General features: G+C 70.7%; 24 protein-coding genes and 1 tRNA gene. 18 read left to right on the forward strand and 7 right to left on the reverse strand.

Going from position 1 to position 21,238, the window contains the following annotated elements; genetic code table 11:
• Positions 1–160: 160 nt before the first annotated feature.
• Entirely contained in the window at positions 161–1,711 is a 1,551-nt protein-coding gene (locus ACFVHI_RS04215) for an MFS transporter (protein WP_380335573.1), read from the reverse strand.
• Between the two features lie 76 nt (positions 1,712–1,787).
• Entirely contained in the window at positions 1,788–2,165 is a 378-nt protein-coding gene (locus tag ACFVHI_RS04220; RefSeq protein ID WP_350881950.1) for a nuclear transport factor 2 family protein, read from the reverse strand.
• Between the two features lie 192 nt (positions 2,166–2,357).
• On the opposite strand from ACFVHI_RS04220, the gene ACFVHI_RS04225 reads away from it, so the two are divergent.
• Entirely contained in the window at positions 2,358–5,096 is a 2,739-nt protein-coding gene (locus ACFVHI_RS04225) for an AAA family ATPase (protein ID WP_380335577.1), read from the forward strand.
• A 409-nt stretch (positions 5,097–5,505) separates the two neighbouring features.
• On the opposite strand, the gene ACFVHI_RS04230 is transcribed toward ACFVHI_RS04225, so the two are convergent.
• Positions 5,506–6,807 (reverse strand): restriction endonuclease, encoded by a 1,302-nt coding sequence (locus ACFVHI_RS04230; protein WP_380335580.1) that lies wholly within the window; start codon positions 6,805–6,807, stop codon positions 5,506–5,508.
• A gap of 389 nt (positions 6,808–7,196) precedes the next feature.
• On the opposite strand from ACFVHI_RS04230, the gene ACFVHI_RS04235 reads away from it, so the two are divergent.
• Positions 7,197–8,036: a hypothetical protein gene (locus tag ACFVHI_RS04235; protein ID WP_380335583.1), complete on the forward strand. Its 840-nt coding sequence runs from the start codon at positions 7,197–7,199 to the stop codon at positions 8,034–8,036.
• Between the two features lie 477 nt (positions 8,037–8,513).
• Here ACFVHI_RS04235 and ACFVHI_RS04240 read toward each other — a convergent pair whose 3' ends face one another.
• On the reverse strand, positions 8,514–9,350 hold the full coding sequence (locus ACFVHI_RS04240) for a hypothetical protein (RefSeq protein WP_380335586.1): 837 nt from the start codon (positions 9,348–9,350) through the stop codon (positions 8,514–8,516).
• A gap of 1 nt (position 9,351) precedes the next feature.
• Positions 9,352–10,188 carry a sigma-70 family RNA polymerase sigma factor gene (locus tag ACFVHI_RS04245; protein ID WP_380335589.1) on the reverse strand — a complete coding sequence of 279 codons (837 nt, stop codon included), beginning with the start codon at positions 10,186–10,188 and terminating at the stop codon, positions 9,352–9,354.
• A 224-nt stretch (positions 10,189–10,412) separates the two neighbouring features.
• Here ACFVHI_RS04245 and ACFVHI_RS04250 point away from each other — a divergent pair, with 224 nt between their 5' ends.
• From ACFVHI_RS04250 to xerC, 15 genes are all read left to right on the forward strand, one after another.
• Positions 10,413–10,766 carry a hypothetical protein gene (locus ACFVHI_RS04250; RefSeq protein ID WP_380335591.1) on the forward strand — a complete coding sequence of 118 codons (354 nt, stop codon included), beginning with the start codon at positions 10,413–10,415 and terminating at the stop codon, positions 10,764–10,766.
• 5 nt (positions 10,767–10,771) lie between these two features.
• Positions 10,772–12,169, forward strand: a complete 1,398-nt coding sequence (locus ACFVHI_RS04255; protein ID WP_380335594.1) for an FtsK/SpoIIIE domain-containing protein — start codon at positions 10,772–10,774, stop codon at positions 12,167–12,169.
• 81 nt (positions 12,170–12,250) lie between these two features.
• Positions 12,251–12,463, forward strand: a complete 213-nt coding sequence (locus ACFVHI_RS04260; RefSeq protein WP_363370537.1) for a hypothetical protein — start codon at positions 12,251–12,253, stop codon at positions 12,461–12,463.
• A 5-nt stretch (positions 12,464–12,468) separates the two neighbouring features.
• Positions 12,469–12,642, forward strand: coding sequence for a hypothetical protein (locus ACFVHI_RS04265; RefSeq protein ID WP_380335597.1), 174 nt, complete (start codon positions 12,469–12,471; stop codon positions 12,640–12,642).
• Between the two features lie 72 nt (positions 12,643–12,714).
• Positions 12,715–12,927, forward strand: a complete 213-nt coding sequence (locus ACFVHI_RS04270) for a hypothetical protein (RefSeq protein ID WP_363370533.1) — start codon at positions 12,715–12,717, stop codon at positions 12,925–12,927.
• 11 nt (positions 12,928–12,938) lie between these two features.
• The gene (locus ACFVHI_RS04275; protein ID WP_380335600.1) at positions 12,939–13,691 is read left to right on the forward strand and encodes a DUF2637 domain-containing protein; all 753 of its coding nucleotides are present in this window, start codon (positions 12,939–12,941) and stop codon (positions 13,689–13,691) included.
• Positions 13,692–13,703: 12 nt separating this feature from the next.
• Positions 13,704–13,901 carry a hypothetical protein gene (locus ACFVHI_RS04280; RefSeq protein ID WP_380335603.1) on the forward strand — a complete coding sequence of 66 codons (198 nt, stop codon included), beginning with the start codon at positions 13,704–13,706 and terminating at the stop codon, positions 13,899–13,901.
• Positions 13,902–13,924: 23 nt separating this feature from the next.
• The gene (locus ACFVHI_RS04285) at positions 13,925–14,455 is read left to right on the forward strand and encodes a hypothetical protein (RefSeq protein WP_380335606.1); all 531 of its coding nucleotides are present in this window, start codon (positions 13,925–13,927) and stop codon (positions 14,453–14,455) included.
• An 86-nt stretch (positions 14,456–14,541) separates the two neighbouring features.
• On the forward strand, positions 14,542–15,090 hold the full coding sequence (locus tag ACFVHI_RS04290; RefSeq protein WP_380335609.1) for a GGDEF domain-containing protein: 549 nt from the start codon (positions 14,542–14,544) through the stop codon (positions 15,088–15,090).
• Positions 15,091–15,191: 101 nt separating this feature from the next.
• Positions 15,192–15,377, forward strand: coding sequence for a hypothetical protein (locus tag ACFVHI_RS04295; RefSeq protein WP_380335612.1), 186 nt, complete (start codon positions 15,192–15,194; stop codon positions 15,375–15,377).
• 3 nt (positions 15,378–15,380) lie between these two features.
• Positions 15,381–15,548, forward strand: a complete 168-nt coding sequence (locus ACFVHI_RS04300; RefSeq protein ID WP_380335615.1) for a hypothetical protein — start codon at positions 15,381–15,383, stop codon at positions 15,546–15,548.
• 68 nt (positions 15,549–15,616) lie between these two features.
• Entirely contained in the window at positions 15,617–16,591 is a 975-nt protein-coding gene (locus tag ACFVHI_RS04305; RefSeq protein ID WP_380335617.1) for a DNA cytosine methyltransferase, read from the forward strand.
• Complete coding sequence (locus ACFVHI_RS04310; protein WP_380335619.1) at positions 16,588–17,997, forward strand: replication initiator; 1,410 nt, start codon at positions 16,588–16,590, stop codon at positions 17,995–17,997. Before ACFVHI_RS04305 ends, ACFVHI_RS04310 begins: the two co-directional genes overlap by 4 nt.
• Positions 17,994–18,194: a helix-turn-helix domain-containing protein gene (locus tag ACFVHI_RS04315; protein WP_380335621.1), complete on the forward strand. Its 201-nt coding sequence runs from the start codon at positions 17,994–17,996 to the stop codon at positions 18,192–18,194. Before ACFVHI_RS04310 ends, ACFVHI_RS04315 begins: the two co-directional genes overlap by 4 nt.
• Positions 18,191–19,357, forward strand: a complete 1,167-nt coding sequence (gene xerC, locus ACFVHI_RS04320; RefSeq protein WP_380335624.1) for a tyrosine recombinase XerC — start codon at positions 18,191–18,193, stop codon at positions 19,355–19,357. The genes ACFVHI_RS04315 and xerC overlap by 4 nt, the downstream gene beginning before the upstream one ends.
• 68 nt (positions 19,358–19,425) lie before the next feature.
• Here xerC and ACFVHI_RS04325 read toward each other — a convergent pair.
• A tRNA-Pro gene (locus ACFVHI_RS04325) sits at positions 19,426–19,499 on the reverse strand.
• A 100-nt stretch (positions 19,500–19,599) separates the two neighbouring features.
• Complete coding sequence (locus tag ACFVHI_RS04330; RefSeq protein ID WP_063348659.1) at positions 19,600–20,544, reverse strand: metallophosphoesterase; 945 nt, start codon at positions 20,542–20,544, stop codon at positions 19,600–19,602.
• Between the two features lie 180 nt (positions 20,545–20,724).
• Between ACFVHI_RS04330 and ACFVHI_RS04335 the strand changes: the two genes are divergently transcribed.
• Complete coding sequence (locus ACFVHI_RS04335) at positions 20,725–21,180, forward strand: GatB/YqeY domain-containing protein (RefSeq protein WP_063348660.1); 456 nt, start codon at positions 20,725–20,727, stop codon at positions 21,178–21,180.
• Positions 21,181–21,238 lie beyond the last annotated feature (58 nt).

Genomic DNA, 21,238 nt, shown 5'->3' on the forward strand with positions numbered 1-21,238 from the left:
CCGTGCGGGTCCACTCCCCGACCGGGGCGTGCTCCCGTCGGGGCGGGGGGCGGGCCGGGTCCGCCCCGGCCCGCCCCACTCGCCCCGTCCCTCCCGCCCGTTCCCGGGAGCCCGTCCGCTCCTGTGAGTCCGTCCGCTCCCGCGCGCCCGCTCGGTCCCGCTAGCCCTTCCGCGGCAGCAGCCGGACCAGGCCCACCAGCACCAGCTCCAGCACCGCCAGCGCCGTCACGCTGCGGCCGAACGCGGCCGCCGGGTCGCCTCCGCCGTAGTAGAGCAGGCCGATCAGCGCGATGCCCAGCGCCCCGCCGACCTGCTGCACGGTGGCCAGCACCCCGGCGGCCGAGCCGACCAGCTGGGGCTCGACCCCGGCCAGCACCACGGAGGTCACCGGGGCGATCACCAGGCCCATCCCCAGGCCGTCCACGAACAGCCCCGGCGTCAGCCACCACACGCTCCCGCCCGGCGCGCCGTACACCGCGAGGGCGAGCAGGCCCAGCCCGACGGCCATCAGCAGCCCGCCGACGCCGATCGTCCGGGCCCCGCCGAGCCGGGCGGCGACGCGGTGGGTGGCGTTGGAGGTGAGCAGGTAGCCGAGGCCGATCGCCGTGAACACCAGCCCGGCGCCGAGCGCGTCCAGGCCGCGGCCCAGCTGGAGGTACAGGGCGAGCACCAGGAAGAAGGACGCCTGGCCGAGCCAGAAGGCGAGCTGGGCGAGCAGACCGGCGCCGAAGGCCCTGGTCCGGAACAGCCGGGTGTCGACCAGCGGGGCGGCGGAGCCGGGGCCGGAGTCGCTGCCGGAACCGGTGGCGGTGGCGGTGGCGCGGGTCCGGGTGCGGTGCTGATGCACCACGAAGCCGGCCAGCAGGGCGACCGCGCCGCCCAGGCAGAGCCAGGTCCACAGCGGCCAGCCCTGTGCGGGGCCCTGGATCAGCGGCAGCACCAGGGCGGTCAGCGCGGTGGTGACCAGCAGCACGCCCACCGGGTCCAGGCCCGGCCGTTGCGGGGCGCGCGACTCCGGCAGGCAGCGGCGGACCAGGGCCAGGGCGGCCAGACCGATCGGGAGGTTGATCAGGAAGCAGCTGCGCCAGCCGAGTCCGAAGAGGTCCGCCCGGATCAGCAGCCCGCCGATCAACTGGCCGAACACCGCGCCGACGCCCATGGTCAGCCCGTACCGGGCGAAGGCCCGCGCCTGCGCCGCGCCGCTGAACGCCGTCCGCAGGATCGCCAGCACCTGCGGGCCCATCAGCGCCGCCGCCAGGCCCTGCACCACCCGGGCGCCGACCAGTGCGGCGGCGGTGGGGGCGAGGCCGCAGCCCGCGGAGGCGAGGGTGAACAGGGCCAGGCCGAGCCCGAACACCCGGCGCCGGCCGTACCGGTCGCCGAGCCGGCCGGCGGTGACCAGGCCGGCGGCGAGGGCCAGGCTGAATCCGGCGATCACCCACTGGACGGCGGCCGGTCCGGCGCCCAGGTCGGCCTGGACGGACGGGACGGCGACGTTGACGACGAAGAAGTCGAGGGCGGTCATGAAGGTGGCGGTCAGGACGACCGCCAGCAGGCCGCGCGGGGCGCCGGCCGCCGCCTCGACCTCGGGCGCGGTGGTGCTCGCGGTGGTGCTCGCAGTGTTGCTCGCGGCGCCGGGCGCATTGTCGGTTGCATTGCCGGTCGCGGTCGCGGTCGCGGTCGATGGGCGGGCGGTCAGGACGGAGCTCATCTCGGCTTCTCCTCAGTGGGGTTGGGGGGAGTGGGTCGGGGGCGGTGGGGTCGCCCCCGACCCGTCCGGCCTGCCGTCAGGCGCCCGGGACGCGGTCCAGGAAGCCGTACACCGAGCCGATCCGCCCGTCCGGCGAGGCCACCAGGACGTCGAAGCCGATCACCACCGGCTCGGCGCCGGCCGGCCCGAGGTTCCAGGTGAACCGGGCGATGTCGTGGTGCGCGTCCACCGGTCCGAGGGTGAACTCCAGCCCGGGGAACTGGGCCTGGGCCGCGCCGATCAGCGCGTCGATCGCGTCCCGGCCGGCGACGGCGGCCAGCGGGTCGGTGTACCGGCCGTCCACGGCCCACACCTCGTCGATCAGCTTGCGGCGGGCGGCCGGGTCGGTCTCGTTCCAGACCGCGAGGTAGCGCTCGGCGAGCTGCTGGAGGGCGGTGGCGGTGATCTCGGTCATGGTCTTCTCCCGTGTCCCGGTGGGTGGTTGAGCGGCTCGTTCCCGCTGCTCACAAAGGTAGGGACGGGCTGGAACAGGCGAATCAGTCACGTATCGGCATGGGGGTGCGTAGCGTCCGGCGGGGGGTACGTAGGTGTGCTCGGCGGGCCCGCCCGTACCTGCGGCCGGGAGGGCCTCGGTAGGGTCGGGGGCATGCTGTACGGGAGGGAACACGAACAGTCCGTCGTGGCGGGACTGTTGGACGCGGCACGGGAAGGCCGCAGCGGGGTGCTGCTGCTCCGGGGCGAACCCGGAATCGGCAAGACCGCGCTGCTGGACCACGCCATCGGGCGGGCGGGCGAGGCGTTCCGGGTGATCCGGGCGGCAGGCGTCGAGTACGAGGCGGAACTGCCCTTCGCCGGGCTGAGCCTGCTGCTCGCACCCGGCCTCGACCGGCTGCACGCCCTGCCCGGGCCGCAACGGCGCGCCCTGGAGGCGGCGTTCGGGCTCGCCGAGGAACGCGCCCCGGCCGACCGGCTGCTGGTCGGGCTCGCCACCCTCGGAATGCTCGCCGAACTCGCCACCGAACAGCCCCTGTTGTGCGTCGTCGACGACGCACAGTGGCTGGACGACGCCTCCCTCGACGCCCTGCTGCTGGCCGCCCGCCGGCTCCAGGCCGAAGGAGTCGCCCTGCTGCTCGCCGCCCGCACCGGCGGCGCCGCACCGGAACTCCCGACCACGGGCTTCCCCGAGCTCCGACTGACCGGCCTGCCCGAGCCCGACGCCGCCCGGCTCCTGGACCACCGGGCCGGCCCCGACCTGCCCGCCGCCGTCCGCGAGCGGCTGCTCGTCGAGGCGGCCGGCAACCCGCTCGCCCTCACCGAACTCCCCATCGCCACCGGGGCGCAGGCGAACACCCCCGGCTCGCCGGCACCCGCGCCCGGCGGCCTGCCGCTCACCAGCCGGCTGCTGATCGCCTTCCACGGCCAGGTCACCGGCCTGCCCCCGGCCACCCAGACCCTCCTGCTGGTCGCCGCCGCCGAGGAGACCGGCGAACTCGACGTCGTCCTGCCCGCCGCGGCCGCCCTCGGCGTCCCCGCCGAACACCTCGGCCCCGCCGAGGAATCGGGCCTGGCGAGCGTCACCCCAGACCGCCGGATCGCCTTCCGCCACCCGCTCCTGCGCGCCGCCATCCTGCAACGCGCCCCGCACCACCAGCGACTGACGATCCACCAGGCCATCGCCGGAGTGCTGCCGGACGGCGACCGCCGCACCTGGCACCAGGCCCACGCCGCCACCGCCCCCGACGCCGCCCTCGCCGACGCGCTGGAACGCACCGCCGTCCGCGCCGAGGCCCGCGGCGCCCACGGCGGCGCCGCCGCCGCGTACGAGCGGGCCGCCCGGCTCACCCCGGACCGCGACACCGCCACCCGCCGCCTCGTCCTGGCCGCCGAAGCCGCCACCGAAGAAGGGAAGTTGGCGCAGGCCGAGACACTCGCCGACGAGGCCGGGGCCCGCACCGACAACCCCCTGGCACACGCCCTGCTCGACCAGGTCAGGGCCACCGCGCACTTCTGGCGCGGCTCCTACCCGACCGCCTACCGGCTGCTGCTCGACGCCGCCGGCACCGCCATCGAGGCGCCGCACGCCGCCCGGATGCTGTTCCAGGCCTTCCACACCGCCTGGTACGCGGGCGAGGAACCGGTGATCGCCGTCCTCGACCGGCTGGCCGCGCTACCGCTCGCCGACGACAACCCGCTCACCCCGCTCGCCCGCCACCTGCCCGCCGCCGTACTCCCCGCCCTCGGCCGGCCCGCACCGCAGCCCCCCACCGCCCGCGACACTACCGCGGCAGCCCGCAAGGCCGGCGCCGAAACCCCCGTCGACCTCGTCCAACTCTGCGGCGCCACCCTCATCCTCGGCCGCGACGACGAGACCGCCGAACTCGGCGGCGAACTCGTCGCCGAAGCCCGCGCCAAGGGCACCATCGGCGTGATGCCCACCCTCCAGTTCTTCCTCGCCGAGGCCGAACTCTTCCACGGCCGCCACCGCGACGCCGAAGTCACCGCCACCGAAGCCCTCGCCCTCGCCCGCGACACCGGCCAGCACCAGTGGACCAGCCAACTCACCGCGCTCCTCGCCTACCTGGCCGCCCTCGACGGTGACACCGACCGCTGCACCCGGCTCACCGCCGAATCCCTCGCCACCACCGGCCCGCAGACCGCCGCCCCCGCAGCCGGCCGCCCCTGGGCCCACTGGGCACTAGCCCTGCTCGACCTCGGCCACGGCCGCGCCGGCGACGCCGCCGACCGGCTGCACACTCTCACCACCGGCCCCCACCGGCACCACGTCAGCGCCACCCGGGCCGTCCCCGACCTGGTCGAAGCCACCGTCCGGTTCGGCACCCCCGAACGCTCCGCCGAACCCTACGAACGCTTCGCCCGCTGGAGCGCCGCCGCCGACCGCCCCTGGACCGAAGCGCTCCGGCTCCGCTGCCAGGCCCTGCTCGGCCCCGACGAACTCGCCGAACCGGCCTACCGCGCCGCCCTCGACCTCCACGAAGGCACCCACCGCCCCTTCGAGCAGGCCCGCACCGCCCTCCTCTACGGCGAATGGCTGCGCCGCTCCCGCCGCCGCACCGACGCCCGCCCCCACCTGCGCGCCGCCCTCGAAACCTTCGAACGCCTCGCCGCCCACCCCTGGGCCGCCCGCGCCCGCACCGAACTCACCGCCACCGGCACCCCGGCCCCCACCAGCAGCCCCACCGGCACCCCCGACTCCCCCCTCACCCCCCAGGAACTCCAGATCACCCGCCTGGCCGCCCAAGGCCTCACCAACCGCGAGATCGCCGCCCAACTCTTCCTCAGCCCCCGCACCATCGCCCACCACCTCTACAAGGCGTACCCCAAACTCCACATCACCTCCCGCACCGACCTCCCCACCACCCTCTGACACCCCCACCCACACCAAAGGGCCCTCCCGAAACACCTCCGGCAGGGCCCTGATCTCCACTCGCGGGGGCTGCCCCCACCTTCGCCGCCGGCCCAGATCCCGGGAAACTCCGCACGGGCTGCGGCACGGGTGGGCGCTCCACACTGAGGCACGGTCACTCAGTCGGTCACGCACAACGTCGGTCACGCACAACGCCAGAGGGCCCACCGGATTTCTCCGATGGGCCCTCTGTACTGGGTCGGGGTGGCGGGATTTGAACCCACGGCCTCTTCGTCCCGAAGCAACTAAGGCACCCGGCCGACCTTGGCGAGCAGCGCCGCTGACCTGCCCGAACGGTCCCCGACCGTCCATGGCCGTCCGCCGAAGTACGCACCCGTTGTAGCGCAGTTAGACACTCGGTCTTGGTCGGTCAGCCGAGAAGGGTCTCCTCTGGGCGACGGTTGAGAACCTCTATCGTTCGGTTGTTCAGGAGGTGCTCGACGCAAGCCGACAAGTCGCCTCCGTGGTCCTCGCGAGCGATCTCTCGGAGTTCCTTCACGAGGTCCTGCCCGTTGATAAGGACAATCGGGTACTGGTCCTCGACCATCTCCAGCTGTGCTGCCTCCGAGTAGGCACCGGTGGTCACGTACACCCCGATCCAGCCGCGCCGGAGTCGGGCGACCACCCGGGCGATCTGCTCGGCCGACACCAGGCTGTCGGGCTTGATGCACTTGGCTTGTCCGAGGACCACAAGTTTTGTGCCAGCCAGCCCGGTTCCCAGGTCCAGCCGACCCACGAAGTCGGCACCGCCGTCGCCCGACCGCCGCGTGAGCCACTCTTCGACGTAGCTGTGTCCGGATGCGCGCAACACCCGTGCAGCAACCGCGGAAGCCAGCGTTTCGAACGCGTGCTTGTCTCCGTCGAAGCGTCGGTAGACCGCCTGGAGCTCGGCCTCCAAGCGGCTGTTCTCAGCCGGTCGTTGGTCCTTCACCTTGACCACCCGACTGCGGGCCACGCGCCGGCGCACCCGCGGGAGTGCCGAGTGCCCATGCTTGACCCACTCCCGCCACGCGGTCGGTGCCAGGGCCAGCGCATCGGCATCAGACCGTCCGGCTTCGCGACGGGCCGTGACCCAGTCCCAGTCCAGCTTGTCGTCCTCGGCGGATAGGTCGATCACCGCGAAGTCGAAGACGTAGTTGGTGAAGGTGGCGTCGGCCTGCCCTGCCCATTGGACCACCCGTTCCGCGCGCTCGATCAGGCCGACGCCGCAGAACTCGACGTGCCCCTTGGGCTTACCGTTTCGCGACACCGAGCGGAACAGCAGCAGCGGAGCCGCGGCAGCCCGACCCTCGACCGTCGGTGCCTGGTGCCTGTCGAATGTCTCCAGCAGAGCCGCGTTGCCATTGGTGCTCCCGAGCGGCTTCGTTGTCTCGGCCTTGTGGTCGCCGAAGTAGCGCACATGCCCGTTGTCCAGGTCGAACACGTCGTGCCACGGTGTCTGCTCCGACCCCGCCTTCCACGGGCTGGATCGAATCATCACGGCTGGCCGCCGCAGCTCGTCAGCTCCCTTGACCTTCGCCATGGCGTTGATCCCGGCCTCCAGCAGCGCGCGCTTGTGACCTGGGCTTTCTGTTACGTAGTAGAAGTTGCTGAAGTCATCGACGGTCGCCGGCGCCGCATCTTTCGCACTCGTGTACCGAAACACTTCGCCCATGCCCAGCACCCGGCCCATGACTCCCCCTCCATACGCGCGTACAGATCCCTTGATCTTGCCAGCCGTGTCCGACAGCATCAGGCCCAACTGGGATCACTGCTCTACAAGGCTTGGCGTGCGCCACCTACCTTGACCTGCACCCCACCCGACCTACCCGTTCCCAAGCCACCACCCCACCAGCGCCCACGGCCGACCGCCACACACCGCTCGATCTGGCACGCCTGCGGCACGGCGAGTCGACGTCAAAGCCGAGGCGCAGTCGCTTCACTGTCGAAGACCTCTAACGCCGTCCGGCCAACACCACGCCGCCTTCAGTAATGCCCGGCAGACCCTCCAGGCTCTCACCGAAGGAACCAATCCTCGCAACTCACCCCAATCCCGCTCTGGACTATGAGAACATCACCATCGTGACTGCAGGAAACCTTGCCAACGCCGAAATCTTCACCCTCTCACACATTTCAACCATTTCTCAGATTGCATTCTGGACATCCACATCGGTAGTCGCAACCCTTTCATACAGGAACGCCAAGAGAACTATCTTCCAGCCAATCAAGACCGAAATCTTCAAAAAGCAGGTTGATGTTCTCGCCGACACTCTGAACCTATTGAATGGAGATCGTCAATCCATTCATCCGGGCGGCTTCGATTTCACGGAACTCCTGACGGCGAATGTGGCCAAACTCTATGACGCATACCTTTCATATGCGTTTGATATGAAGCGACCTATGGAGGTCCGTGAATACAGGGTCGAGCTTTGCCCGTCGTCGCTTATAGCTCAAGAGGCCCTGGAGTTGGATACGAGCGACAAGATCACCCCAGGCCCCCTAGGCAAGCCGAGCAAGCCACCATCCTGGACGTACAGGCATCTCGACCTCTCTCTGCCCCTTAAATACAGTGACCGCGTTTCCGATTTCAGGGAGCTACTCAAGAACCCCCTACTGCCCTCACATATTGCCAGCCTCCTATCTGATTTTCTTGACGCCGTTACAAAGAAGACGGTTGGCCTGGGGCCGGTGATCGAAGCAGCAGCAAAGGAGATGCCTGAGAGGTATCCCACATTGGACGACCTCACGAACGCCTCCTTCTCATGGGTTGACAACCGGTACAATCGGGAAACAGACAGCCTGGCCCCATTGGCCGACCAGCTGACGGGGGAAATTCGGGCCTACTTCGCCCCTGACAGCATCATGGCGACACCCAAGAGATCTTTTCGACGCAAGGGGAGAAGGCTAGAAGCCACCGATTGAGCTGCGTTTCGAGCTCGCGGGTGGCGGAGCGGTTTTGGCCGGTGTCCTGTCTGGTTTGGGGTCGAGCATGATCGGGGGGCCGTAAGCTGTTGCGACTCGGTCAGGGCTCTTTGGGCCTGACCGTAATTTGGCCGAGTGGCCCCCCGGTCTTGCTCGACGCGGGTCCCGGTCCTGACAGGTGGGTAAAACCGTGGAGCCGCCCGTCACCAGCCACGACCGGTAGTGGCCTCAACCCGCCCCATCGCCGTCGGCCGCCGGGCGCGGCCGGCCGCCGCCGTCGCGGGGCGCAAGACAGGAGCGGCGGCGAGCGGCTGGGCCGCGCGCGGGCGCGCCGTGCGCGCCCTTGAACCAGTAGCGAAACTCGTAACAGTCATCTTCTGACCCCACCCCCTCACACCCCTTCCAGCTACCTACCCCCACCCCACACGCCGCCCGCATGGGCTTGCACAGAACCGGCGCTCACGCCCTGAGGATCACTTACTGCTTGCCCAGCAAGCCTTCCGGCTCGCGCTGCATGAGTACCACCGTGGCATCGTCGTGGCACTTCGAGCGGGGCCAGCGTCGCCTTTGTGGATCTGAGCGTTCGAGCTCCCGCGTGTGGTCGATGACCCCGCGTGGGCCACTCGTCTCCAGCCGGCTCATGAGGTCGGGCCAGCCCATGACCCCAAAGTCGTCAACGGCCCGGACTGCACCATCTGTCAGAACTGCTGCGGCTCGGACCCTTGACAATGACACCTCCCCGGTCAGGCTCTGTTCGGCAGCACCAGCTTCGGTGGCAGCGACCCAGTAGCCAGCCGCGCTGTTCATGAGCTGCCTCTGGGCGTAGGCCAGAGCCGTCCGCCTCTCGGATTCGGGAAGATGCTCCAACTCTTTTGCCATGTCGGCTCGTTGCCGGTCAGTGACCGCCGACACCCGGTGATCCGAGATCACGTCAATTCCGTCGGGCAGGCTAAGCACAACGGTCGAGTCTGCGAGCACCAACCACTCAAAGGCATCACCGCGGGCTCTCGTGATTGCCACCGTGGACGTCGGCGTCATCGGGTTGCCCAGGTCACAGGTCCCCGCGTGCAGTCGAGCCGTGGAGTCGATCGCGTCCGCAAGACACTCGGTCAGCGCCGCCGGCCGTTCGGTCGCGTGCTTGAAAATGCTCGCACCAAGGGTTCGCACGAACCATGGCACACCGTGAGTACAGCCGGTGTTCATGCTGCTGGGCAGCCCAGCACCGTCGAGGAGAACAACGGTCTCGGGGCTGGCGACCGCGAAGTCCTCATTGATCCGGCCCGGGTTCGGGGCCGTCGCGACCGAGACCAGCACGTCAGGCTTCCTCGTGGCGGAGTACGCCGGTCAGGGCCCGGCTGGCGAGCACGCGTTTGGTGCCGCCCTCGTAGTCGCAGCCGATGACCATGGAGAACGACTGGTCGCTGATCTCGCCGTACAGCCCGGCAATATGGGTCGACAGGTAGTGCGCGACCCCGAGCGAACCCACCGCGTGCACACCCGCGACCAGTAGGAAGGATCCAACGCGATCCGGCCGCGGCAACCGCCCGAAGTAGGCCACATCTGAAAGCTGGGGGCTCTCCGGGTCATCGGTTGGCGAAGTGATGACCTGTCCACTCTCCCGGTCGATCAGTGCCCACCTGCCGTCTTCCAGTGTCTCGAACGACAGCCGGGGGTCGGCGGCCAGAGCAGCTGCGGTGACGGGCGACGTCTTCGGTCCGCACACAACGACCAAGCCGTCTCGGTTCAGGTCGATGGCTCCCGTGGTGGGGATGTACTCAAGCTCGCCTTCGAGTTGGAGTCGGTGTGCAAGATTGATCAACTGCTGGCCGGTGGCGCTGTCTTCAACTGCTACGTACTCGCGCTCTCCCGGCCGCTGCGGTACCGCAACGCTCACCCGGTCCACGCCGAGGAACGCGCGCTCAGCCGGCGGACCTGCATCCTTCAGTTGGGCCACGCGCGCGCGGCTGACTCCCATGAGCTTCGCGACCTCGGCCATGGACAGGCCGCTCTGCCGGAGCCAGGCGATGCTCTCCTTCCGCATCCGAGAGGTCTCGATCACGGCGGCTTGCAGCTCTTCCATCAGCTCCACGGAAGCCTTGACCCGGACGCGATGGTCCTTGATGGCCGCTACGCGCCGAACCTCATCGATCATGGCGCGGCACCTCCCAACCGACGTGCGGAGCAAGTCTCATGACACCAATGGTAAGGGGGGCTTGACACTGCGGCTAGGCGGGTCCAATCTAGTGATAAGCCCCCCTTAGCACCTGGGGAGGCGCGATCCCCGGTGGTAACCCCCCCTTAGCGGGATGCTGCCGAACACGCCGCCACCTTTCCCAGCCGCCCCTACGGGCCGCTGAAGATGAAGGAGCCCAGCTCATGCGCTTCATCCCTGTCGACACGACCGCCGCACTGGTGATGGTCGCCCAGGCGCCCCGCCCGAAGCTCAAGGACCGCCGGACCGGTGAGATGGCCATGGACGCCGAGACCGGCGCGCCGCTGGTCACCCTGGATGTCACGTTCGTGGCCAACGGCGAGGCGGACATCCTGTCCCTCACCGTGCCGCAGCCGGGCATCCCGGACGGGCTGGCTCCCGGCGTGTTGGTCGCCCTCACCCGGCTGATCGCCCGGCCGTGGGAGAACGAGTTCAACGGTCAGAAGCGCTCCGGCATCGCCTTCCGGGCCGACGCTGTGACGATCGCCTCCCCGGTCCTCGCCGGCGCGAACGCCTGATCGCCGTGGACACCCTGACCACGACGCTCCTGGAGCTGAGCGTCCCAGCGGCCACGGTCGGCGTCGGTGCGTTCTACGCCAAGACAAAGATGCCCCGGACCTACTGGGCGACCATCGGCCTGCCGCTGGCCGTCCACCGCATCCGGCACGACTTCGAGAACGTCATGGAGGCCTGTGGGCTGACCGTGGAGCCCACGTTCTGGCGCGCCATGTCCTCATCCGGCACCGACCGGCCGGCCAAGCCCGCGATGCCGGTGATCCGTGGAGTGCAGCCGAGTTCGACTGGCCTGCGGATTCGACTCCGTCTCGCCCCGGGTCAGCAGACGGCGGACCTGGTCGACGCCGCCGAACGGCTGCGGCACGCCTGGGAGGTCCACGCGGTTCACGTCTCGGAGGTCAAGCCCGGGGTAGTCGACCTGCGGATCGTCGGCTTCGACGTGCTGCGGAACGTACGTATGCCGCGCCGGGCCATCGCCAAGTCCCCTGAGCTGCTTCGGGTTCCGGTCGCGCTGCGGGCCGACGGCACCGTTCACCACCGGGACTACCGGCAGGCTCCGAACGGGCTCAACCTCGGCGCCAACCAATCCGGGAAGTCGATGTTCACCCGCAACCTGGTCCACGGCCTCGCCCCTCAGCCGGTCGCCCTGGTCGGGATCGACTGCAAGCGCGGCGTTGAACAGCGCCCCTTCGCCCCGCGGCTGTCCGCTCTGGCCACCAACCAGGGCGAAGCGCTCGGGCTGCTACTCGCGCTGCTGGTCGAGATGGACGACCGGTACGACCTCATCCGCGACCACCAGGGCGTCCCCGGATCAGTCGCCGCCGAGGAGCTGACCGCCGACATCTGGGGCCTGCCCGAGGATGTCCGACCGGTCCCGATCGTCGTCCTGGTCGACGAGATCGCCGAACTCTTCCTGGCGGCCGGCAAAGCCGATGAGGAACGGCGGAACCAGATCGTCACGGCGCTCATCCGGCTGGCCCAACTCGCCCGCGCCGCCGGCATCTACCTGGAGATCGCGGGCCAGCGCTTCGGCTCGGAACTGGGCAAGGGCGCGACCCTGCTCCGCTCCCAGCTCACCGGCCGCACCGTCCACCGGGTCAACGACCTGGAGACGGCGAAGATGGGTCTCGGCGACATCTCCGACGACGCAGTCACGGCCTCCACCAGGATCAGCCCGGACATGCCCGGAATGGCGGTCGCCGGCGACGCCTCCGGCCAGTGGTCCGAGATCCGCACGCCGTACCGCTCGCTCACCGAAGTCGCCGATCGCTGCGGCGAGTTCGCACACCTGACGCCCGACCTGGACCGCCTGGCGGCCTTCCGCCCGCAGGTCGCCAGCCCGGCGAGCATTCCGCCGATTCCCTCGACGCCGCCGGACCTGGTTCCGGTCTCGCTCGGCAAGTAGCGACACCTCCCCCCCATCGGCCGGCGTGGCCGCATCGCGCCAAGTCCCTACCCCGCCATGCCTGACGTGAGGAGATCACCAATGTCCCGCAAGCCGTCCATCGCCGAGATCGGCGCTTTCCTCGGCCACCTCAAGGCCACCCGCGACAACAACGACGACGCCGGCCCGCTGCTCGCCGAGAAGGCCGACCTCCTGGAGCGCATCGCCAGGGCCAACCCGCACGACCGCGACGCCGCCCAGCTCGCCCGCGAGGCCCGCGCCGCCGCCGACCGCGCCCAGCGCAACAGCCGGTGACCCCGGTGGCCGCCCGCAAGCGCACCGCGCCGCCGAAGCCCTCGCCCTGTGGGCCCTGCAAGGGCACCGGCCAGACCACTGAGACCGTCTACGCCGGCCGGGGTTCGCGCCGCCGCCCGGTCGCCCAGCAGGAGGCGACCTGCCTCGACTGCCTCGGCGCTGGCACCGCCCCCGCATAACCCAGCCGCGACGGGACGGGCGGTCGACCACCAGATCGCCGCCCGGTCCGCACTCCACACGGGAGACAAGCCATGAAGCAGGACACCTACCACTGCGTCCTCACGCTGCAGCAGACCGTGCCCGGCGCGACCGCCATCGGCACCTTCGCGAACATCATCACGCCCTCGCCCGGGATGACCCGCGCCGACATCTTCGACAAGGCGATCGCCACGCTGACCCGACACCAGCCGGAGCTCACCGGCGGCGCGGTCCTCTTCTTCTCCCTCGACAAGAACCAGGTCTGACGGAGTACGTCATGCGCCGACTCCCCAAACTGGACGCCGTACTGGCACAAGCGGTGATCGCCGCCGCCCTCTCCTTCGCCCACCTCCACGACCTCGCCGCAGCCGCCGGCCAAGCCGGTTGGAAGTCCTGGGCCTACCCGGTGTCCGTCGACCTGTTGCTGGTCGCCGCCTGGCGCCGGATGCGCTCCGGAACCGCTCGCCGGCTCGCCTGGTGCTGGTTCGTCATCGCGCTGGCCGCCTCGCTCGGCGCCAACGTCGGCACCGCCGGACTGCTCGATCTCGGCAACGCCCCTGCCTGGCTTCGCGTTCTCGTCGCCGGCTGGCCCGCCGCCGCGTTCCTCGGCGGCACCCTGCTCGCCCACTCGACCACCACGCCCACCGCGGAATCCCCGACAGCCGAGCCGGAGCCGGACGACCGCGAGCCCAACGACGTCCCGCCGCTCTACGTCACCGCCGCAGAACCGATCACCGAACCGGACGTCGAGCCGACGCCCGTCTCGCCTCCTGCGGTTGTCCCGGCGATCGAACCGGCTCCCATTCCGGCGTCACCCCAGCCTCCCGTACTGGTGCCGACCCTGGTTCCCGCACCGGTTCCCGCACCGGCCCCCGCGCCCACGGTCCCGGCCTTCCTCCTCGACCACGCCCGCAAGGTCGCCGACGATCACCACACCCGCACGGGAACCCCGATCGACGCCGCCACGCTTCGTGCCCGCCTCGGGGTTCAGGACCCGCTCGCCTCGGCGCTCGTCGCCGAACTCGCCTGAAGGGCTCGCCTGGTGAACATCCAGCTTCCGTTCATCGTCATTCTCGCGATCGTCGCCTGGTTCATCGTCCGGCACCTCCGACTGCGCTGGTGGGCCGTCGCCGCGCTCGTCCTCCTCGGCCTCTACCTCGCCGGCACCTCCGCCGCCCCACTGATCGACAACACGACCCGCGACGGCGTGAGCGTCATCAACAAGACCTCCAACAAGTAGCAAGCCAGAAAGGAGAGTTGGCCATGGCGATCACTGTCCGTCTGCCGCCCTTGGTCACCGTAGACGGCTCCGGCCTCGTCGCCGAGATCGAGGCGTACCTGGCCTCGCTTCCCGCCCCGGCCCGCATCACGGTCCCGTACGTCTCGCCGCTCGGCTCCACCGTCCAGCCCTGGACCGCCGGCTACCCGGCGCCCCGGTTCACGCTCCTCGACCGGATCACCCACCGCCCGGCCCGCCCGGTGTCGGTGAGCGCCGCCGGCCACCTCCGGCTCACCTCCCGCTACATCGGCGCCTTCGGCTGGCTCCAAGGCGCCATGTGGGACTCCGCCGGCCGCGTCTGCCTCCTCGGCGCCCAGGCCGCCGTCCTCGCCCACGGCTACGGCACCCCGGCCACCGTCACCACCGCCCGCGTCCAGCTCATGGAGATTCTGCACGCCACCGGGCGTCCCGCCAGCTCCCCGGACGAGTACAACGACCGCCCCGCCACCCAGCAGGCCGACATCCACCACCTGCTCGCCCAGGCCGCCAGCCGCGCCCAGCGCCTCGGCCTCTGACCTCACCGGGACGGCCAACACGCCGCCAGCATCCCGCCGCCCCGGAGATCGCGACCCCCGACCACACCCATCACGAAGGACCGCACATGGATCTGCCCACGATCTTTGCCGCCGGTGCACCGCTGATCGGATGGACCACTCACGGCGCCTGGCTGAACCGCCGCCTCGCGACCGCCCGCCGCGACCCGCTCACCGGGCTCCACACCCGCGACGGCTTCACCACCCGCGCCCACCGGCTGACCCAGCGCCACCCGGACCGCGCCTCGGTACTGCTGATCGACCTGGACGACTTCAAGGCCACCAACGACACCTACGGCCACGCCGCCGGCGACGCGGTCATCACCGCAACCGCCACCCGCCTGTCCGCCTGGTGCGGCCGTCCCGGCATCGCCGCCCGCCTCGGCGGGGACGAGTTCGCCGCCGTTGTCCTGGACGCCCCCGAGCGCCTGCCCGACCTGCGCGCAGCCCTCAACCAGCCGGTCCCGCACTCCGGTCTCACGCTCCCGGCCTCCGCCTCGGTGGGCATCTGCCCCGTCGCCGAGCTGCCGGTCGTCTCGCTCACGGACGCACTCGCCTGCGCCGACCGGGACATGTACGCGCACAAGCGCGACGGCCGCACCTCCCGCCGCCGCTGATTCGAAGACCGGCCCCGGGGCGGCAACACGCCGCCAAGCATCCCGCCGCCCCGAGGCCGCAACCCCTTCCTGAACCGAAGCCCACGAAGGAGAGCTCCATCATGCCGCAGCACAGCCACGCCCCGAGCCGGATTTGCCCGAACTGCTCCGGCTTCGCCTCCGTCGTCATCGCCACCGGTGTCCGCCGCCGCGACGGCTCCCGCGCCACCGTCCCGGTCACCTGCCCGACCTGCAACGGCGCAGGCACCATCGCCCGCCCGCTGGCCACCACCGCCAAGGCGGCCTGACCGATGGCCCTCCTCGACTGGCGCGACTCCCGCCACTGGGCCCCGCAGCCCGCCCCCTGCGGCGTCTGCGACAAGCCCACCAACCTGCGCTCCGACCGCGGCAAGCCCGTCCACAAGGTCTGCGCCGAAGAGTGGACCGACCGCCACCAGAAGCCCGCCGACCAGTCCTGACCAGCCCGGCCCCGGGACTTGGTGCCACTGGTCCGTCCCGGGGCCTCCCCACGAAGGGAGGCATCACCTTGAAGCGCCACATCATCGACCTGTTCGCCGGCCCCGGAGGCTGGTCCGAGGGCCTGCGCCGCCTCGGCCACACCGACACCGGCCTGGAGATCGACGCCGCCGCCTGCGCCACCCGCGCCGCCGCCGGTCACCGCACCATCCGCACCGATGTCGCCGCCTACCCGACCGCGCCGCTCGTCGGAAGGGTCTCCGGCCTGATCGGCTCCTCGCCCTGCCAGACCTTCAGCACGGCCGGACTCGGCGCCGGAGCCGACGACATCGAGCTCTGCCACCAGGGCCTCGACGACCTCGCCGCCGGCCGCGACACCCGCGCCGCCCTTCGGACCGCCACCGACGCACGCTCGCTCCTGGCCGTCGAACCCCTGCGGTACGCCCTCGACCTCCGCCCCGACTGGATCGCCCTGGAAGAGGTCCCCTCGGTGGAACCCCTCTTCGCCCACATCGCCCGCGTCCTGCGCGGCATCGGCTACTCGACGTGGGTCGGAGTCCTCAACGCCGCCGACTACGGCATCCCCCAGACCCGCCGCCGGGCCTTCCTCCTGGCCTCCACGACGCACCAAGTCGCCCCACCCGAAGCCACCCACGCCAAGGTGCCCGAGCCCGAAAGCCTCTTCGGCCCCGGCCGCGCCGCCTGGAACACCATGGCCGACGTCCTCAACCTGGCCACTGGCGATGTCGTCACCCGCGGTGAACACACCGGCGGCGGCAACCGCTTCACCACCGCCGGGCCCGCCTGGACCCTGACGGGTCGAGCCCGATCGTGGAAGCTCTCTGCCACCGATTCCAGCCCCCAGCGCGAACTGACCACCGCCGAAGCGGGGCTTCTCCAGGACTTCCCCGCCAGCCACCCGTGGACCGGCTCACGGACCAAGCAGTTCGAGCAGATCGGCAACGCCGTCCCGCCGGGCCTCGCGGTCGAAGTCCTCCTCTCGGTTCTCGAACCCGCCTCGCGTTCCTTGGCGGTGGCCGCATGATGCCGTCCCTCCACCCCGAGCGCGAACACCTGGCACTCGCCGACCTCGCCCGGCTCGCCATGCGGGGCGACCTCCCCCGTCTCCACGACCAGATCCGCCGTACCGGCGGCTGCTCCAACCCGATCCACCTCAAGGGCTTCCGCACCCTCACCCACGCCCCCACCGGCGCCGTCTGGCACCGGTACTCGACGGAGCACGAGCCCGGCCAGCGTCTCAAGGTTGCCTGCGGCAACCGCCGCTCCTCCCGCTGCCCGTCCTGCGCCCGGACGTACTCGGCGGACACCTTCCACCTGATCCGTGCCGGGCTCGCCGGAGACACCACCAAGAACGTCCCGACCACCGTCCGCTCCCACCCCCGGGTCTTCGCCACCCTCACCGCCCCCAGCTTCGGCCCGGTCCACAACCGGCCCGACAAGGGCACCTGCCGCTGCGGCCACGCCCACCCCGCCGGTTCGCCTCTGCTTGGCACGCCACTGGCCCCGGAGCGCTACGAGTACGGGCACGCGGTGCTGTGGAACAACCACGCCCCGGACCTGTGGCGTCGCTTCACGATCTACCTGTTCCGGGTCATGGCGAAGATGACCGGGCTCTACCAGCGGGACTTCAAGGAGCAGGCGAAGATCTCGTTCGGCAAGGTCGCCGAGTACCAGCGCCGCGGCGCCGTCCACTTCCACGCCGTCATCCGCATCGACGGCCCCGGCGGCCCCGACACGCCCCCGCCCGCCTGGGCCACCGTCGCCCTGCTGGACGCCGCGATCCGGGCCGCCGCCCGCCGCGCCGGTGTCCCTGTCGCTGCCGGCGGTGACCAGCCCGCCCGGGTCCTGGAGTGGGGCACGCAGGTCGACGTGCGTCCGATCGGCGCCTTCGCTGGCGGGGAGATCACGGAACGGGCCGTCGCCTCCTACATTGCCAAGTACGCCACCAAGTCCGCCGAGACCACCGAGACCGTGGACCGGCGCATCCTGGAGCGCCACGAACTCGACCGGCACGACCTGCCCGCCCACACCCGCCGCCTGATCGAAACCTGCTGGGACCTCGATGGGCACTACCCCGGCCGCCTGCTGGCCCACTGGTCCCACATGCTCGGCTTCCGCGGCCACTTCTCCAGCAAGTCCCCCACCTACTCGACCACGCTCGGCGCCCTCCGCCAGGTCCGCGCCGACTACCGCGCCGACCAGGCCCGCACCGAACTCCGGGAACGCCTGCTTGCCGCCGGGCTCCCGGACCTGGACGACCTGCCCGACGCCGAAACCCTGGTCCTCGCCCACTGGACCTTCGCCGGCGCCGGAAACTCCCCGGGCGAATCCCTGCTCGCCGCCACCATCGCCCGGGACCTGCACGAACGCCACACCACCGACCGACAGGAGATACGCGCACAACTCGCGCGAGAAGAGCGGGACTGGTGACCACCGCGACAGAGCCGATCCTCTACCGGGTGGCGGACGTCGTGCAGGTCCTGAACCTGAGCCGGACGGTCATCTACGACCTGATCCGCACGGGACGCCTTCGCACCGTCAGCGAGGGCCGTTCCCGTCGTATCCCTGCGGCCGCCATCACCGACTACGTAGCGCTGCTGGAGCGCGAAGCAAGGGGGAACCGGTGACCAAGCGCCGTAGTAGGGGAGACGGCGGTCTCCACTGGGACGAGAAGCGCCAACGCTGGATAGCAACGGCGAGCCTCGGCTTCGACCCGAGCGGCAAGCGCATCGTGAAGCGGGGGAGCGGCAAGAACAAGACGGAGGCCAAGAACAAGCTGAAAGAGGTCCTGCGGGACTTCGAGGACGGCTTGGCAATCGCACCCACCAACTACACGGTGGAGAACGCGGTCAACGACTGGCTGACGTATGGGCTCGCCGCCCGCGACGACCAGACCGTGACCACCTGCACGATCCTGTGCCGCACCCACGTGACCTCAGCCCTGGGCGCCCGCAAGCTTCGGGACCTCAGCGCCGAAGACGTGGACAGGTGGTTGGCGAACAAGGCCAAGACCCTAAGCACGCGTACTCTGCAGGGCCTCCACTCCTGCCTGAACCGGGCCGTCAAGCGCGCCATGGCCCGGGACAAGGTGAAGCGCAACGTGGTCGAGCTGTGCTCCGTCCCCACCGGACAGCCCGGCCGGCCGTCGAAGGCGCTGACCTTCGCTCAGGCCGAAGCGGTCCTGAAGGCAGTGAAGAAGACCTCCATGTACGCCTACATCGTGGTGTCCCTCCTCACCGGGGGGCGCACAGAGGAACTTCGGGCCCTGACCTGGGACCACGTGTTCCTCAAGGGCCAGCCCGACGTGAAGCCGCCGATCCCACCCCACATCGCCGTGTGGCGCTCGGTCCGGGCCACCGGGGACACCAAGACCCGGAAGTCTCGCCGGACGCTCGCGCTCCCTGCTCGCTGCGTCGAAGCGCTCTGGGACCACTGGGTGGATCAGGGTTGGGACCGCCTCGCCGCCGGCGACAGGTGGGAGGAGAACAACCTGGTCTTCCACTCCGCCGTGGGCACCGAGCTGGATCCCTCCCACGTCCGCCGGGCCTTCCGCACCGCCATCGCCAAGGCCGAGGGTGTGAACGCCGCCGAATGGACGCCCCGCGAGCTGCGCCACAGCTTCGTTTCCCTGCTCTCGGACAGCGGCGTGGCCTTGGAAGAGATCTCCCGACTGGTCGGCCACTCCAGCACGGCCGTCACGGAGGAGGTCTACAGGAAGCAGATCCGCCCAGTGATTCAGACCGGTGCCACGATCATGGATGACCTGTTCTCCGAAGGCTCTGAGGCTTAGTCACTCAGTTAGTCACGCACAACGACAGAGGGCCCACCGGATTTCTCCGATGGGCCCTCTGTACTGGGTCGGGGTGGCGGGATTTGAACCCACGGCCTCTTCGTCCCGAACGAAGCGCGCTACCAAGCTGCGCCACACCCCGGTCCTGCGGTTTGTTGCTCCGTCTCCTTCGCAACGAGTAGAACTCTACCGGACGCTCGCCGAGACACGAAATCCGGTTCTTGGCGGGCGTCCGGTGCAGGTCAGCGGGGGGCCGGGGTGAGGGTGAGGAGGGTGGCCTCGGGGGGGCAGGCGAAGCGGACGGGGGTGTAGCGGTTGGTGCCGCAGCCGGCGGAGACGTGGAGGTAGGAGCGGCGGCCGCCGGCCTGGTGGGTGGAGAGGCCCTTGACCCGTCGGGCGTCGAGGTCGCAGTTGGTGACCAGGGCGCCGTAGAAGGGGATGCAGAGCTGGCCGCCGTGGGTGTGGCCGGCCAGGATCAGCGGGTAGCGGTCGGCGGTGAAGGCGTCGAGGACGCGCAGGTAGGGGGCGTGGACGACGGCGAGGGAGAGGTCGGCGTCGGGGGAGGGGCCGCCGGCGACCTCGCTGTAGCGGTCGCGGCGGATGTGCGGGTCGTCGAGGCCGGTGAATTCGAGGTCGAGGCCGTCGATGGTGAGCCGGCCGCGGGTGTTGGTGAGGTCGAGCCAGCCGGCCGCGTCGAAGCCGTCGCGGAGCTTCTCCCACGGGTTGTGGACGGCGTCGGTGATGCCGCGGCGGCCGGTGCCGTCGGCGTTGTTGAGGCCGTGGGCGCCGCTGCGCATCGCCTGGAGGTAGCGGGCCGGGTTCTTGCGGGCCGGGCCGTAGTAGTCGTTGGAGCCGAAGACGTAGACGCCGGGGAAGTCCATGAGGGGCCCGAGCGCGTCCAGGGCGGCGGGGACGCCGAGGGGGTCGGAGAGGTTGTCGCCGGTGTTGACGACGAGGTCGGGGCGCAGGCCGGCGAGGCTCTGCAGCCAGCGCTGCTTCTTGCCCTGCCCGCTCACCATGTGGATGTCGGAGACCTGCAGTACCCGGATGGGCCGGGCGCCGTGGGGCAGGACGGGGACCTCGACCCGGCGGAGCCGGAAGGAACGGACCTCGTACCCGACGGAGTAGGCGAGGCAGGCGGCGCCGGCGGCGGCGAAGCCGAGGGGAACGGAGTACAGCGGTCGCATCGCTCCATGCTCTCAGACGGTGGATCAGCCGGTGAACGTCCGGTGGCCGTGCGCGGATGCGGGGCCACCGGCGGGTCGGCCACGTGCCGGCGGGTCCGCTGCGTGCCGGTGGCCCCGGTGTCTGCCGACGGGCCGGTTAATGGCAAGCGACCGAACGCCGCAGGTGGGAGACTCGGGGCCATGACGACGCTCAAGGCGAAGCTGCACGAGGACCTTACGGCCGCGATCAGGGACCGGGACGAGCTGCGCTCGTCCACCATCCGGCTCACGCTGGCCGCCGTCACCAGCGAGGAGGTGGCGGGTAAGGCGAAGCGTGAGCTGTCCGATGACGAGGTGCTGAAGGTGATCGGCCGCGAGGCGAAGAAGCGCCGGGAGGCGGCGGAGGCGTTCGACACCGCGGGCCGGGTGGAGCAGGCGGCCCGGGAGCGTTTGGAGGGCGAGGTGCTGGCGGGGTACCTGCCCAAGCAGCTCTCCGACGAGGAGCTGACCGCGATCGTGGCGGCCGCCGTCGCCGAGAGCGGGGCGGCCGGTCCGCAGGCGATGGGCGCCGTGATGAAGCTGGTGAAGCCGAAGGTGGACGGCCTGGCGGAGGGTGGCCGGGTGGCCGCCGCGGTGAGGGCGGCGCTGACGGGCTGAGCCCCGCTGCCAGACCCGAAGGCCCGAAGGGTGCCGGTGGCCGGGGCCCGAAGGTCCA

Origin of the sequence: Kitasatospora sp. NPDC127121 (assembly GCF_042677305.1) — a bacterium.
Lineage (GTDB): Bacteria > Actinomycetota > Actinomycetes > Streptomycetales > Streptomycetaceae > Kitasatospora.

What these genes read in the sequence shown, in the direction of transcription:
- ACFVHI_RS04270 (WP_363370533.1), top strand. Translation starts at nt 12,715, where the DNA reads ATGAAGCAGGACACCTACCACTGCGTCCTCACGCTGCAGCAGACCGTG.
- ACFVHI_RS04335 (WP_063348660.1), top strand. Translation starts at nt 20,725, where the DNA reads ATGACGACGCTCAAGGCGAAGCTGCACGAGGACCTTACGGCCGCGATC.
- ACFVHI_RS04285 (WP_380335606.1), top strand. Translation starts at nt 13,925, where the DNA reads ATGGCGATCACTGTCCGTCTGCCGCCCTTGGTCACCGTAGACGGCTCC.
- ACFVHI_RS04215 (WP_380335573.1), bottom strand. Translation starts at nt 1,711, where the DNA reads ATGAGCTCCGTCCTGACCGCCCGCCCATCGACCGCGACCGCGACCGCG.
- ACFVHI_RS04275 (WP_380335600.1), top strand. Translation starts at nt 12,939, where the DNA reads ATGCGCCGACTCCCCAAACTGGACGCCGTACTGGCACAAGCGGTGATC.
- ACFVHI_RS04220 (WP_350881950.1), bottom strand. Translation starts at nt 2,165, where the DNA reads ATGACCGAGATCACCGCCACCGCCCTCCAGCAGCTCGCCGAGCGCTAC.
- ACFVHI_RS04290 (WP_380335609.1), top strand. Translation starts at nt 14,542, where the DNA reads ATGGATCTGCCCACGATCTTTGCCGCCGGTGCACCGCTGATCGGATGG.
- ACFVHI_RS04295 (WP_380335612.1), top strand. Translation starts at nt 15,192, where the DNA reads ATGCCGCAGCACAGCCACGCCCCGAGCCGGATTTGCCCGAACTGCTCC.
- ACFVHI_RS04330 (WP_063348659.1), bottom strand. Translation starts at nt 20,544, where the DNA reads ATGCGACCGCTGTACTCCGTTCCCCTCGGCTTCGCCGCCGCCGGCGCC.
- ACFVHI_RS04250 (WP_380335591.1), top strand. Translation starts at nt 10,413, where the DNA reads ATGCGCTTCATCCCTGTCGACACGACCGCCGCACTGGTGATGGTCGCC.
- ACFVHI_RS04230 (WP_380335580.1), bottom strand. Translation starts at nt 6,807, where the DNA reads ATGGGCCGGGTGCTGGGCATGGGCGAAGTGTTTCGGTACACGAGTGCG.
- ACFVHI_RS04245 (WP_380335589.1), bottom strand. Translation starts at nt 10,188, where the DNA reads ATGATCGATGAGGTTCGGCGCGTAGCGGCCATCAAGGACCATCGCGTC.
- ACFVHI_RS04260 (WP_363370537.1), top strand. Translation starts at nt 12,251, where the DNA reads ATGTCCCGCAAGCCGTCCATCGCCGAGATCGGCGCTTTCCTCGGCCAC.
- ACFVHI_RS04225 (WP_380335577.1), top strand. Translation starts at nt 2,358, where the DNA reads ATGCTGTACGGGAGGGAACACGAACAGTCCGTCGTGGCGGGACTGTTG.
- ACFVHI_RS04300 (WP_380335615.1), top strand. Translation starts at nt 15,381, where the DNA reads ATGGCCCTCCTCGACTGGCGCGACTCCCGCCACTGGGCCCCGCAGCCC.
- ACFVHI_RS04310 (WP_380335619.1), top strand. Translation starts at nt 16,588, where the DNA reads ATGATGCCGTCCCTCCACCCCGAGCGCGAACACCTGGCACTCGCCGAC.